This is a genomic window from Lachnoclostridium sp. An169, from assembly GCF_002160525.1.
GTDB classification, from domain to species: domain Bacteria; phylum Bacillota; class Clostridia; order Lachnospirales; family Lachnospiraceae; genus Mediterraneibacter; species Mediterraneibacter cottocaccae.
This window is the reverse complement of the sequence record NZ_NFKT01000001.1, coordinates 79625-93938: the sequence shown is the minus strand read 5'-3', so window position 1 is coordinate 93938 and position 14314 is coordinate 79625. Positions and strand designations below refer to the sequence as shown.

At 51.5% G+C, this 14314-nt stretch carries 11 protein-coding genes, 1 riboswitch and 1 other annotated feature (1 of these 13 only partly in view); of the genes, 1 reads left to right on the top strand and 10 read right to left on the bottom strand.

Annotated features, from left to right (window positions below):
• Positions 1-96 (bottom strand) — a binding site (T-box leader); it reaches 213 nt to the left of the window's first position.
• A 77-nt stretch (positions 97-173) separates the two neighbouring features.
• The 6 genes from nrdG to B5F07_RS00430 all read right to left on the bottom strand — a co-directional run bounded on the left by nrdG (position 174) and on the right by B5F07_RS00430 (position 6747).
• Positions 174-713 (bottom strand): anaerobic ribonucleoside-triphosphate reductase activating protein, encoded by a 540-nt coding sequence (gene nrdG / locus B5F07_RS00455; RefSeq protein ID WP_087159315.1) that lies wholly within the window; start codon positions 711-713, stop codon positions 174-176.
• A 10-nt stretch (positions 714-723) separates the two neighbouring features.
• Positions 724-2883 (bottom strand): anaerobic ribonucleoside-triphosphate reductase, encoded by a 2160-nt coding sequence (gene nrdD / locus B5F07_RS00450; RefSeq protein WP_087159314.1) that lies wholly within the window; start codon positions 2881-2883, stop codon positions 724-726.
• 315 nt (positions 2884-3198) lie between these two features.
• Positions 3199-4614, bottom strand: a complete 1416-nt coding sequence (locus B5F07_RS00445) for an alanine/glycine:cation symporter family protein (RefSeq protein WP_087159313.1) — start codon at positions 4612-4614, stop codon at positions 3199-3201.
• 2 nt (positions 4615-4616) lie between these two features.
• A riboswitch (glycine riboswitch) is annotated at positions 4617-4758 on the bottom strand.
• Between the two features lie 63 nt (positions 4759-4821).
• Positions 4822-5604 carry a ZIP family metal transporter gene (locus B5F07_RS00440; protein WP_087159312.1) on the bottom strand — a complete coding sequence of 261 codons (783 nt, stop codon included), beginning with the start codon at positions 5602-5604 and terminating at the stop codon, positions 4822-4824.
• Positions 5605-5709: 105 nt separating this feature from the next.
• Positions 5710-6141: a flavodoxin gene (locus B5F07_RS00435; protein ID WP_087159311.1), complete on the bottom strand. Its 432-nt coding sequence runs from the start codon at positions 6139-6141 to the stop codon at positions 5710-5712.
• Positions 6142-6153: 12 nt separating this feature from the next.
• A complete protein-coding gene (locus B5F07_RS00430; RefSeq protein ID WP_087159310.1) occupies positions 6154-6747 on the bottom strand; it encodes a DUF3793 family protein in 594 nt (197 codons plus the stop codon).
• Positions 6748-6980: 233 nt separating this feature from the next.
• Between B5F07_RS00430 and B5F07_RS00425 the strand changes: the two genes are divergently transcribed.
• Positions 6981-7403 carry a hypothetical protein gene (locus tag B5F07_RS00425; RefSeq protein ID WP_087159309.1) on the top strand — a complete coding sequence of 141 codons (423 nt, stop codon included), beginning with the start codon at positions 6981-6983 and terminating at the stop codon, positions 7401-7403.
• Positions 7404-7529: 126 nt separating this feature from the next.
• On the opposite strand, the gene B5F07_RS00420 is transcribed toward B5F07_RS00425, so the two are convergent.
• The 4 genes from B5F07_RS00420 to B5F07_RS00405 all read right to left on the bottom strand — a co-directional run bounded on the left by B5F07_RS00420 (position 7530) and on the right by B5F07_RS00405 (position 14209).
• Entirely contained in the window at positions 7530-9149 is a 1620-nt protein-coding gene (locus tag B5F07_RS00420; protein ID WP_087159308.1) for a hypothetical protein, read from the bottom strand.
• A gap of 3 nt (positions 9150-9152) precedes the next feature.
• Positions 9153-10598, bottom strand: coding sequence for a TrkH family potassium uptake protein (locus B5F07_RS00415; protein ID WP_087159307.1), 1446 nt, complete (start codon positions 10596-10598; stop codon positions 9153-9155).
• Positions 10595-11971 (bottom strand): Trk system potassium transporter TrkA, encoded by a 1377-nt coding sequence (gene trkA / locus B5F07_RS00410; RefSeq protein WP_087159306.1) that lies wholly within the window; start codon positions 11969-11971, stop codon positions 10595-10597. Before trkA ends, B5F07_RS00415 begins: the two co-directional genes overlap by 4 nt.
• Before the next feature lie 162 nt (positions 11972-12133).
• Entirely contained in the window at positions 12134-14209 is a 2076-nt protein-coding gene (locus B5F07_RS00405) for an elongation factor G (protein WP_087159305.1), read from the bottom strand.
• Between the last annotated feature and the right edge of the window lie 105 nt (positions 14210-14314).

Sequence of the window (14314 nt, the reverse complement as noted above, 5' to 3'; positions counted from 1 at the left end):
GCCTCGCACCTCCCGGCAGTTCTCTGCAAGCGGCATAACTGTCAGTTCCGGAGAAACGACAGCCAAACTCCTACTACTCCTCTTCCTTGTCTTTGCAATATACTCATTTATTATATGAACTGCATTAAAATAAGTCAAGGGAAAACTCGCTCAATTTTACATTTTCCGTTTTGTCACATTCCCCGCTTCACCTTCGGCTCCCACAGGACAATTTCTCCCCGGTCCAGGCTCTTCTTCACATCGATGATCCGCTGGTTTGACGATCCCCGGAAAACCAGGGTGATATCCTTCAGGCTCTCCACGAACCTTCCATCCACAAGCACATCCAGCATGGACAGCATTTCGTCCGTATATTCACATCTTGCCCGGCTCTCGCTCAAAAGCTCCCTGTCATAGAGATATCCGCTGTAGCACCAGATATTTTTCTCCGGATACCTCTCTCTGACTCTTCTCAGAAAAGGCACAAGCGCCTCCTGGTTCCGGGGCTCGAAGGGCTCCCCGCCCAGCAGGGAAAGCCCGTTGATATATCCCGGTTCCAGAGCCTTTAAGATCTCCTCTTCCGTCTCTTCGGTAAATTCTTTTCCATAACAGAAGTCCCAGGTGGCCTCATTGAAACATCCCGGACAGTGATGCGTACATCCGGATACAAAAAGCGAGACTCTCACGCCCTCTCCATTCGCAATATCACACTTTTTGATCTCACCGTAAAACATACCTGTCCTCCTACAGATGCAGCACTCTCTCCTTGATCTCCTGGGTCCTTCCCTGGTTCCAGAACTGGGTGCCGATATAGCCGCATGTCCGTCTTGCCACATTCAGGGTATTCTCGTCACGGTTGCCGCAGTGCGGGCACTCCCACACAAGCTTTCCGTCCTCTCCTGTGACGATCTGGATCTCCCCGTCATATCCGCATTTCTGGCAGTAGTCGCTCTTTGTATTCAGCTCCGCATACATGATATTGTCATAGATAAAGCGGATCACCTGAAGCACCGCCGGAATATTGTCCTTCATATCCGGTACTTCCACGTAGCTGATTGCTCCGCCTGTGGAAAGCGCCTGGAACTGGGATTCGAATTTCAGCTTGGAGAACGCATCGATCTCCTCTCCCACAAACACATGGTAGCTGTTTGTAATATAGCTCTTGTCCGTCACGCCCGGCACGATACCGAAACGTCTCTGCAGACATTTCGCAAATTTGTATGTGGTACTCTCAATCGGAGAACCGTAGATGCTGAATCCGATGTTCGTCTCTTCCTTCCATTTGTCGCAGGCGTCGTTCATATGCTGCATTACTTCCAGGGCAAAAGGTGTTGCCTCCGGATCGGTATGGGATTTACCGGTCATGTATTTCACACATTCATACAGTCCCGCATATCCCAGGGAGATCGTAGAGTAGCCGCCATAGAGCAGTTTGTCAATGGTCTCTCCCTTTTTCAGGCGCGCCAGGGCACCGTACTGCCAGAGGATCGGGGCCGCGTCGGAAAGTGTTCCCTTCAGGCGGTTGTGCCTGCACATCAGGGCGCGGTAGCACAGATTCAGCCTCTCATCGAAGATCTTCCAAAATTTCTCCCTGTCCCCGCCTGAGGAGAGAGCCACATCCACCAGATTGATGGTCACAACACCCTGGTTGAATCTTCCGTAGAACTTGTAATTTCCGTTCTCGTCCTTCCACGGGCTTAAGGCGCTTCTGCATCCCATTACAGGGAAACAGTTGCCCTCCTTGAGCTCTTTCATCTTCTTCTCGGAAATGTAATCCGGCACAAGACGTTTTGCCGTACATTTCGCAGCCAGCTCCGTCAGGTAGTAGTAGGGCTGTCCTTCCTCGATGTTGTCCTCTTCCAGAACGTAGATCAGCTTCGGGAACGCCGGCGTCACCCATACGCCCGCCTCGTTCTTCACGCCCTGGTAGCGCTGTTTCAGGGTCTCCTCGATAATCATGGCAAGGTTTTTCTTCTCCGCCTCGCTTTTCGCCTCGTTGAGGTACATGAACACGGTCAGGAACGGTGCCTGTCCGTTGGTTGTCATCAGTGTAATCACCTGGTACTCGATGGTCTGGACACCTTTGGTAATCTCTTTTTTCAGGCGTCCCTCCACAATCTCATCCAGAATTTCCTTCGGATACTCAATCCCCACCAGTTTCATCTCTTCCGTGACTTCCGCGCGGATCTTGTCCCTGGACACCTGTACAAAAGGAGCCAGATGAGCGAGAGAAATACTCTGTCCGCCGTACTGGTTGCTGGCAACCTGTGCAATGATCTGGGTGGCAATATTACATGCCGTGGAAAAGCTGTGGGGCTTCTCTATCATGGTGCCGCTGATCACGGTGCCGTTCTGGAGCATATCCTCCAGGTTCACCAGATCACAGTTGTGCATGTGCTGCGCATAGTAATCGGAATCATGGAAATGAATGATTCCTTCTTTATCGGCCTCCACAATATCCTCCGGAAGCAGCATCCTCTGGGTCAGATCCCTGCTGACCTCTCCCGCCATATAATCTCTCTGGACACTGTTAACCGCCGGATTCTTATTGGAATTCTCCTGTTTTACATCCTCATTGTTACATTCGATCAGAGAGAGGATCCGGTTGTCCGTGGTATTTGCCTTTCTCACCAGTGATCTCTTGTAGCGGTATCTCACATACCTTCTGGCAAGATCAAAGGCTCCGGTAGCCATGATCTGATTCTCCACCATATCCTGTATCTCTTCCACCGACACCGCGCGTCCCAGCTTGTTGCACTTGAACTCCACATACTCCGCGATATCCTCAATCTGTGAATCCGTCAGACTTCTGCCGCCGTCAGATGTATCTGCCTTTGTTACGGCGATGACGATCTTTCTGTTGTCAAATACTTCTTCCGAGCCGTTTCTTTTGATAATCTTCATCGTTTCCTTCTCCTCTGATTTTTCTATATTCAACGGTCTTTTCACTAACCTGCTTCAATCCGTCTGAAAACTATTCTAATACAAAATATAGTATATTGCAATCCCCAAAACACATGATCATGTATTTTCAGAACAACATACGTCCTGCATAAACTTTTTCATGTAAATGATTATATTTTATTATTTTTTTACACAACAGAAACAACTGCACAAAATTTTCAGTCACTTCCACCCTGCTCCACCCATAGAACCAAAAAAAGGCCTGTACCTGCACTTTATTTCTTCAGTACAGATACAGACCCTGATATCATATGGTTATTCTCCGCTGTTTTTCAGCCTCCTGAAATAGTCTTTCGACTCCCGCACAATCACTCCGTTGAGTGCCAGAAGGGCGATCAGGTTGGGGATCGCCATCAGTGCGTTGAAAATATCCGCGATCATCCACACCGCAGCGACCGTCATGTAAGGGCCGATAAACACTGCCAGTATGTACAGCCAGCGGTATGTCTTCACCACCGTCCTGTTGCGGTCAAAAAGGTACTCCACACAGCGCTCGCCATAGTAATTCCATCCCAGAATCGTGGTAAAAGCAAAGAATACCAGACAGATCATCAGCACGAAAGCGCCCACTTCCGCGGGGAAGGGAAGCCCCTCCTGAAATGCGGCCATTGTAATCTCCACGCCTTCCAGTTCCGGATCAAGCCAGGAACCCGCGATGACAATGGAAAGTCCCGTCATGGTACAGATTACAATAGTGTCGATAAACGTTCCTGTCATGGACACAAGCCCCTGGCGCGCAGGTTCCTTTGTCTGCGCCGCAGCAGCTGCGATAGGCGCGCTTCCCAGGCCGGACTCGTTGGAGAAAATTCCCCTTGCCACACCTTTCTGCATCGCCACAAACATGGTTCCCACTGCACCTCCTGCCAGCGCGCTTCCTGTAAACGCGGACTTCACAATCGATACGATCGCTGCCGGAACCGCCGTAATATTCGTAAGAATGATAATCAGCCCGAATCCCACGTAGAGCACCGCCATAAACGGAACCACGAACTCGGACACTTTTGCGATCCTTTGGATTCCTCCGATCACAACCAGTCCCACACATACGGTCAGGATCAGACAGGTGATCACCGTAGCCCAGGAATAGGTATTCCCGAACAGATTGACCGCAAGCGCCGTATCCGGGTCAAAAAAGCTCTTTACCGCGGAAGCAATACTGTTCACCTGGGTGAACGTACCGATTCCCAGAAGGCCAACGCATGCCCCGAAAAAGGCAAAGATCTTCGCCAGCCATCTCCAGTTCTTTCCCATACCGTTCTCGATATAGTAGAAAGGTCCGCCAAGGACGTGGCCCTCTTTGTCGATTGTACGGTATTTGATGGCCAGAAGCCCTTCCGCATACTTTGTCGCCATTCCGAAAAACGCAGCCACAACCATCCAGAAAAGAGCCCCCGGCCCTCCCAGAGCGATTGCCGTTGCCACGCCGGTAATATTGCCGGTTCCGATGGTCGCGGACAGCGCCGTACACAATGCCCCGAAACTGGTCACTTCCCCATGGCCGTCTTCTTCATTTTTCAACATGAAACGGAAAGCTTTTCCGAGATGCCGGACCTGTAAAAGCCCGAGCCGGACTGTGAGAAAAATACCGGTCGCCATGATCAGACAGATCAGCGGCAGACCCCAGACTGCATTGTCAGCCCACTCAATGAAACGATTAATTTGTGCAAACATTCCTTTATACCTCCATCCTTTTGCCTGAGAGACTCGCAGCGGCTGTATAAGGATATGGACAGCCGTCTGCTTACACCTTCGGCGCTCTTTCTGTTTCAGGAATCCTGAAGTCGAAACAGAAAGAGACTCTCCTGAGTTCCGCTGCATTTTCAGATTAACACAGCAAAATATAGAATATCACTGTATAAAAGAATTAGCAACCCTTTTTTATCCCAGCGCCACATCCAGGATCATCATCAGGGTAAATCCCAACGCCACACCGATGGTGCTGATGTTGGAGTGGTTTCCGCTCTGCGCCTCCGGGATCAGCTCCTCCACCACCACATAGATCATGGCTCCCGCCGCAAAAGCGAGAAGATACGGAAGCAGCGGCAGAACAAACGAAGTCAGAAGGATCGTGAGGAAAGCCGCCACCGGCTCCACGATACCCGAGAGAGCTCCGTAGACAAACGCCCGGCTTTTGGAAAGCCCCTGGCCCTTAAGCGGCATGGAGATGATCGCGCCTTCCGGGAAATTCTGGATGGCAATTCCCACAGACAGGGCAAAGGCACCGGCCAGCGTCATCATGGAATTCTCCGCCAGAACACCGGCAAAGGTCACGCCAACCGCCATTCCCTCCGGAATATTATGAAGGGTCACAGCCAGGACAAGCATGGTCGTTTTTTTTAAATGTGCCGGCATACCTTCCGGATTCTCCTCCGTAAAATGAAGATGGGGCGTAACCGTGTCCAGGACAAGCAGAAAACCCATTCCAAGCAGAAAGCCTGCCGCCGCGGGAACCCACGCCGTTCCGCCCTCCTGTTCCGCCATGTCAATGGCAGGGATCAGAAGCGACCACACCGAAGCGGCAATCATCACGCCGGATGCAAACCCCAGAAGCAGCTTCTGCAGGCGCTCGTTCATCTCCTTTCTCATGAAAAATACCATAGCTGCGCCAAGTGTGGTCCCGGCAAATGGTATCAGTATTCCAAGCAGTACATTTTCGTTCATAATCCTCTCTCCCCGCTGTGTCCCCGCCGCAGCAGGGACACTGTCAACAAATTTTTACCGATATCTTATCATATGCACCGGGAAAAAATTTGTCAACGGGTCCGGCTATGCTTTTTCTGCCAGTTTTTTCCCCGCGGCGCGGCATTCCCCGAGGGCCTCATCGTCCGGCGCGTCATTGGCAATGATTCCCTCTTCGCGGATCAGGACAGCGCCGGCGTTCTTCATGCGCTCCGCCCAGTCGCGCATCCACTCGCCGTCACCCCAGCCGTAGGATCCGAACAGAAGGATGGTCTTCCCCGATACGAGAGGCTCCAGTGCCTCCACGAAAGGCTCCATCTCCGACTCTTCCAGCTGCTCCGCTCCCATGGACGGGCAGCCCAGTGCAAAGGCATTCTCCGCTGCCAGCGCCGCCGGGTCTGCATTTCCCACTTCTTTTACGTCTGCCTCAGCACCCGCCGATACGATTCCCTCCGCCACTGCTTCCGCCATGGCCCGGGTGTTTCCGGTTCCGCTCCAGTACACAACTGATATACTCATCTTTTCTCCTCCTTACATCTGCAGGGCAATCTCGCGGATGCTCCTGCCGTTTAAAAATTCATTTACCGCACAAGTCTTTGCACGGTCATATTCCTTGAAGATCATCCGGGCGCCCACCGGATCCTGATAAACTTTCCAGTATCCGGTCAGAAGAAAGTCCCGGCCGCCGTTCTCGATAAAGCCCCGCACATCCCCGGCCGGATAGCCGAGAAAAGCGCCGATCTCATGAGGGAATCCCATGCCTCTTTCTGCACAGTTCCGGACCCGTTCGCCCAGACGCCGGAGCATGCCGGGCAGATCCATGCCGCCGTAACCGTACTCACCGATCAGGCGGCCAATCTGAGGGTCTTTCAGATACTCCCGCAGTTCATCGGGACGGTAAAACAGGACAAGGCATTTTCCTTCCGAACCGGAGAGTCTCTGCCACGAGACATCCATGCCGCTTAGGACCTCGGGCAGGGCGGAGAAAAGTTCCTCCTCCACCGTAATCACACAGGATACTTTCAGCCCTTTTAAAAACGGAGCGCACTGCAGGGCAATCTGGAACCCGAGCCGGAGTTTCCTGTCGTCATTTTTCAGAAAATAAGTCAGCACTTCTGCAGGCATCTTCTCCCCTCCTTTATTTTGAGAATGATTTTCAATTGCTTCAATACTACCACACCCGCCTTTCCTTTTCAACAATCTTTTTGATAACATTTCTCATTTTTATTTTTTCTCCTCTTCAACCTCTTTTTTATCCTTTTTTTAGTTGTTCCCCAACAGACTTTAGTGTATAATGGATTAAAGACATTTGAGAGGTGAAAGTCTCAAACAATACTTACATAAAGGAGAGATTCGCCATGGTAAATTTAATCACAGGCCCGAGAGGCAGCAGAAAAACACAGCAGATGATCGATCTTGCTAACGAGAAGGTGAAAACTTCCAACGGAAACGTCGTATTTATCAAAAAGAGCCACAAGGATACATACACGGTAGATTTTAATATCCGCGTCATCCGTATGGCTGATTACCCGGACATCCTCACTCTTGAGGAATTCATAGGATTTCTTTACGGCATGGCAGCCGGCAACCACGATATCGAAGCCGTATTTATCGACAGCGTATTAAAACAGGCAAATATCACTCTTGAGAGCCTTCCTGTTTTCCTCCAGAAGCTGAACAAAATTTCCACCGAAAACAATATTGATTTCTTCCTCAGCATCAGCGCTGAAAAGAAAGATATTCCCGATATAGACTCCGGTGTTTACAACGTTATCAGCTGAGAGTCTCTGCTTTCTGTCTGAATCTGTCCGAACAGGAACAGCCGGATAACACAGGCTGCAGAACAGCGAAAAAAGAAGGGTGCGCCGCACGCAGGTTTTTCCTCCGCGCGGCGCACCCTTCTTTTCTTATTCCGTCTGCACAGTTCCCGGCTTCACAGAGACAACTGTGTTGGTCTGCTCGCCTTTTCTGTACTCAATCGTCAGCACATCGCCCACATCATAGCGGATAATGTCGATAAACTCCGTCACCGGGACATCAAAGATATCATCGGAACCTTCCACCATGAGATAGAAATGGGAATTGCCGTCCACGACGCTCTGGGCAATCTTTGTCACAGCTCCCGTTACCGTCTGCACCTCTCTGGTATCCTCCTCCACTTCCTGGATGCCGTTCTCGTACATCAGATTCGTGTAGGAAGCCTCGCATGCGCTCACTGTGTCACCGACTGCAACAATCTGGTATTTCTGTACATTGACCATGGCGTACATCTTCACCAGGCCGGCGTCATCCTTGAGGGCAATAAAGTATGTGGGCTCTCCGGAGATATTCAGAAGCAGGGGGAATGTAGCCGTATAGTGCAGATGCTGCACCTGCCCCTCTGCCGAGGACATGGCGGACGCCTCCGTAGCACCTTCCACCTCGTAGAACTTCGTCTCCATGGTTCTCTGGTTCATCAGGACAAATCCCACATTGGACTGGTCTGCCGTGATGGACGTCACGCCGGTATACACCCACACATCATCATCAATGGCAAGGTAATTGTATCCTTCCGTTGTCTGCAGGCAGTCCTTCTGCCCCAGCACGCTGTTCAGGAACCCGTGTTTGAGAGCACCGTAATAATCATAGAGTTCCACAAGTAGATCTGCCGAATACGCCCGGTCAATCCACTGGGGCGCATCCTCAATGGCATAGTCTGTCGTCTCGCCGGTAATGGCGTTGCAGAGCACCACCCGCCCGATGGTCACACCGCCGAACAGCCCGATATTGAACTTCTTCACCGGGCAGATCCAGTATGGCGTCCCCTCGTCATCCACCTCGAAACTCAAATCATTAAAAATGTAGGTGGGATAGCGGAATCTGAGATGCCGGTAAATATTGCGGTTAAAATGGTCGCTCGCCGTATATTTCATTCCTTCATCCAGTTTGACCAGCTCTGTATCCTGAGTGGCCATATCGATCTTGATATATGCCGGGATTCCCTCTCCCTGATTGGTAAACCACTTGATCAGGCTGGCGTATTTCAGAGGAGAGACCCTTACCGGACGGTTCTGGTAATTGATCTGGGAGTACAGCTCATCCACTTCGAACTGGGATACCATATCCACCATGCTCCCCATCTCCCTGTTTCCCAGAAGCGTAGCAGAATCCCGGTCCAGAAGAGGAATCTGGTCAAAGGAAAGCTCCTCGATATCCTCGGCAAACTCCCCGTTCTCCACTGTCATTAATTTCTGATATTTATCCGCGTTCACAACAGGAGATGACAGAAGCGTTCCTCCCAGGTACACAACCACAACAACTGCCAGAATTCCCAGAATGACCTTAAGTCCCGTGGACTGTTTCAGCTCACTGGGGCTTAAGTCCTTTTTCTTGATAAACAGGGCTGCCGCCAGAACGATCACCACGATCAGGAATACCCAGAACTGCGTGGAATGGATATTCAGCGCAGGCAGAGCCACATAGTAGTAGATGCCCAGTACCGCAAGAACAATCAGGGCAGCCAGAATCTTCATTTTCAGTTTTCTCATCAATTAAAATCTCCTTCTCCAAAGATCCGGTGAGAGCAGAAGCAGATACGGGATGATCTCCAGTCGTCCCGCCAGCATATCAAAGCTGAACACGATCTTTGACAGATTGGAGAACATATGGAAGTTCTCCACCGGTCCAACTTTCGAAATTCCCGGTCCCACGTTATTTATTGTTGTCAGGACACCGCTGAAAGATGTGGCAAAATCAAAATTATCCAGTGAAACCAGGAGCACGGATGCGGCAAGAATGAAAATATATGCCGCAAAATAGACATTTACTCCCTGCAGAGTCTCCCTGCTGACTTTTTTCCCGTTCATTTTCACAACGGTAACCAGATTCGGGTGAAGGATCTTCTTCACCTCCTGGCGGATGGTCTTGCAGAGGATCACAAATCTGCACACTTTGATACCGCCTCCGGTCGATCCCGCACAGGTCCCGATAAACATAATCACAAGCAGGACCGTCTTCGAAAGCTCCGGCCAGAGTTCATAGTCCGCCGTGTAGAAACCGGTAGTCGTAATAACCGACGCCACCTGGAAGGAGGCATACCGGAAAGCATGGAGGACGTTTCCGTATATACTGAGGATATTGACGGTAATCACCGCAATCGAGGCGGCGATAATCCCCAGATAGGCCCGCAGTTCCTCGTTCTTCAGCGCACTCTTCCAGTCCTTGATCAGGATCAGGAAATAGAGATTGAAATTCACGCCGAAGAGAATCATGAATACCGTGATCACTCCGTCTATGTAGGCGCTGTCATAGAAGCTGACGCTGGCGTTCCGGTTGGAAAATCCTCCCGTTCCCGCTGTACTGAAGGAGTGGACGAGGGCGTCATAAAGATTCATCCCGCCGAACATCAGCAGCACCACCTCCACTGCGGTGAGCACGAAATACATCTCATAGAGAATCTTTGCCGTATGCCTTGCCTTCGGCACCAGTTTATCCGCCTCCGGTCCCGGCACCTCCGCACGCATCAGCGGCATGGAATACTCATCGTCCAGGGAGGTGATCATCAGGACGAACACGAGAACCCCCATTCCGCCGATCCAGTGGGTCAGACACCGCCAGAAATTCATGCCCATGGGCAGGGCCTCGATATCCTGAAGGATCGTGGAACCGGTGGTCGTAAATCCGGACACGGTCTCAAAAAACGCGTCCACATAGTCCGGAATGCTCCCGGAGATAAAAAACGGCAGTGCGCCGAACAGCGACCAGAGGATCCAGGCAAGCCCTACAATGACAAATCCTTCCTTGCCGTAGATCCGTTTGCCCTCCGGTCTTTTTCTTCCGAACAGGAGAAAAATCACACCCAGAACGGCCGCCACAATGAGGAAGGAGATTCCGCTCCGCTCCCCGTAAATGAAAGACACCAGCGCCGGAATCAGGAGCAGAGCCCCCTCCACGCCAAGCATCTTTCCCAAAATGTAGACTATCATTCTCTTATTCATCTGTTATCCCGTCCCTGCATCAAAATATCTTCGATATCCTCGATCTGCTTTTCCATGGTAACCACGATCACACTGTCGCCCACCTGGATACTGTCATCACCATTGGGGATGATGATTTTGTGCTTCCGTGCAATGCAGGCGATCAGGTTATTGGATCTCAGCGGAAGATCTTTCAGCGGGATACCGGTGTAGTCCGTCTCCGACTTCACAATAAACTCGAGAGCCTCCACCTTGTCATCCACAAGCTGGTACATGGTCTCCACATTTGCACTTCCCCGGGAATTGTTCCGCGCCCTGACATAGCTCAAAATTGCGTCCGCCGTAGCAGCCTTTGCAGAAACAATACTGTCCAGTCCGAATTCTTCCACCATGGAAACCCGTCTGTCCTCGTTTACCTTGGTTATAATCTTTCCCACTCCCTGTTTCTTTGCGAAAAGGGAGACAATGATATTCTCCTCGTCCATACCGGTCAGGGCAACAAACGCGTCCGCCTCCTCGATTCCTTCCTCGATCAGCAGGTCATGGTCCGTGGCATCCCCGTTGATAATGTCCGCCTTCGGAAGGAGCTCGGAAAGTTCTTCACATCTGGCCTCGTTTTTTTCCACAACTTTCACAACCATACCCAGAGAGCAGAGCTGTGCCGCCAGGTAATACCCCACTCTTCCTCCGCCGCATATGATAACGTTGCGGATCTTCTCCCTGTGGTTTCCGAACATCTTGAAGAACGGTTTCACATCCCGGTGGGACGCTGCAATATGAAGACGGTCCCCCTCCCGGAGCACATAATATCCGTCCGGAATCAGGACGTCATCGCCATGTTCTACCGCGCAGACAAGCACCTGTATCTGGTAACGGCGGTACAGTTCCGCCAGGGAAGTTCCCACCAGGCGGCTTCCTTTCGGAATAGGGAACTCAAGCAGTTCCACCCGTCCTTTGACAAACGTCTCGATCTTGCTTGCATCCGGGAAAAGGAGAATCCTGCTGATCTCATCTGCCACAATCAGCTCCGGATTCACCGCCATGCTCAGATGCAGATCTTCCTTAAGAAGACCGATCTGTCTAAAGTAGATCGGATTGCGGACACGCGCTATGGTATGTCTCGCCCCAAGCCTTCTGGCAATCAGGCAGCTCAGCATATTGCACTCATCCGCTGATGTACAGGCAATGACCAGGTCTGCGTGGGGAACATCCGCCTGTTTCTGTACCTCGGCGTCCACGCCGTCGCCGGGCACGCAGGCGATATCCAGCCTGTCTACGGCAAATCTCAGTTTCTTCTCATTGTTATCGATCATTACCACCTCATAATTTTCGACGGAAAGCTGCCGGGCAAGTTTATAGCCCACCTTTCCGTCTCCAATAATAACAATTTTCATCTTTTTTCCCTCTGTGTCGTCTTGATAGTATATTCGCCGCCATGGAACGGCAGAGCAATTATAGCACCTTTATATGCAAACCTCAACAGTCTTTACACTATCTTAGCACAAAGAAAGCAGGGGCTTATCCGGCTGTGCCGCCCCTGCTCTTCTGATGTTAATTTACTCTTCTGCCGCCCTTGCCGCGATCTCTTTTTCCTGTACGTCAGACGGAGCCTGCTCGTATCTTGCGAACTTGTACTCGTAGGTGCCCCGGCCGCCGGTCATGGAGCGGAGAACCGTACAGTATCCGAACAGTCCGGTCATCGGGATATCCGCCTCGATCACCTGTCTGCCGCCTGCCACCGGAGTCATGCCGAGCACACGCCCCCGTCTCTTGTTCAGATCTCCCATGACATCACCGGTATAATCGTCCGGCACAGTGACTTTCAGGGAAGCGATTGGCTCGAGGAGAACCGGTGACGCCTCCATGAATCCCTTCTTGAACGCCTGGATCGTAGCGGTCTTGAACGCCATCTCCGAGGAATCTACCGGATGGTAGGAGCCGTCGTACAGTGTTGCCTTCACGCCCACAACCGGATATCCTGCCAGAGGTCCTTTCACCACAGATTCCTGAAGCCCCTTCTCCACTGCCGGGAAGTAGTTCTTCGGAACCGCGCCGCCCACAACGCACTCTTCGAATACAAACGGAGTCTCAAGATCTCCGGATGGCTCGAAGCGCATCTTCACATGGCCGTACTGTCCGTGTCCGCCGGACTGTTTCTTATACTTGCTGTCCACATCCGAATTCTTGCGGATCGTCTCACGGAACGCCACCTTCGGCGTCTCCAGGGTAATTTCCACCTTATATCTTGCCGCAATCTTGCTGGCTGTAATCTCCAGATGCTGGTCGCCCATGCCGTAGAGCAGCGTCTGGCGGTTCTCACTGTCATTGACCGCCTTAAGCGTCATATCCTCCGCCGTCATCCTTGCCAGTGCCTGGGAAACCTTATCCTCGTCCCCCTTGTTCTTCACACGGTATCTCATATAGGTATACGGAACCGAATAATCCGTTCTCGCATAGGAGATCTGCGTTGCCTTTGTGGAGAGCGTATCTCCTGTACGGGTGTTGGCAAGCTTCGCCACAGCCCCGATATCTCCCGCAAAGAGCTCGGATACTTCGGACGGCTTGTTTCCGCACATGGTGTAGAGCTTGCCCGGCTTCTCCTCTGCGTCCGTATCTGCATTGTAGAGGACATCATCCCCTTTGAGAACACCGGAGCACACCTTAATAAAGGAATATTTTCCGATAAACGGGTCCACCATGGTCTTAAATACATATGCGCTCTTTGCCTTTGAGAAATCGTAGTTCGCCTCAAAGATCTCGTTTGTCGTCCGGTTCAGCCCTGCGCACGGTCTCTTGTCCGGGCTTGGGAAAAATCTTACGATATCTGAAAGAAGATTGGCAACGCCCTGCGCCTGAATATTGGAGCCCATCGCCACCGGAACGATGTCGCCGTCCATCACTTCGGTACGCATCGCTGCACGGATCTCCTCCACCGAGAACTCTTCTCCGTTGAAGTAGCGCTCCATGAACTCCTCGCTTGTCTCAGCTACGGCTTCCATCAGGGAGTCCCTTAAGATCTGCAGGTTCGGCAGACAGTAATCCGGGATCTCGCACTCTTCTCTCTGACCGATGCCCGTATACCTGCGGCCTGCATTCTTGATAACGTTGATATATCCTACCAGTTTCTCGTTCTCACGGATAGGCTGGAAATGAGGCGCGATCTTCTTGCCGTATCTGGCTGTCAGATCCTCCACCACCTGGCGGAAGCTGGCATCGTCCACATCCATCTCCGTCACATAGACCATTCTCGGAAGATGATATTTGTCGCAGAGTTCCCATGCCTTCTCCGTTCCCACCTGGACGCCCGCCTTTCCGGAAACGACGATAACGGCAGCGTCAGCGGCGCTGACCGCCTCTTCCACCTCTCCGACAAAGTCGAAATATCCCGGCGTATCCAGAACATTAATCTTTGCCTTCTCCCACTCGATCGGCACCAGGCTTGTGCTGATTGAGAATCCGCGTTTCTGCTCCTCTTTATCAAAATCGCTCACTGTGTTGGACTCTGAGACCTTCCCCATGCGGCTGGTTGCTCCTGATACATACAGCATTGCCTCGACCAGGCTGGTCTTTCCGCTTCCGCCATGTCCGAGCAATACCACGTTTCTGATTTCGTCTGTTCTGTAAACCTTCATGCTGCTGCCTCCTTGATATGTAGTTAATCTGTACACATTCTATAAAAAAGAACATGCGCACCATGGGTATATTGTACTAAAATTCCGTCAGAATTACAACCATTT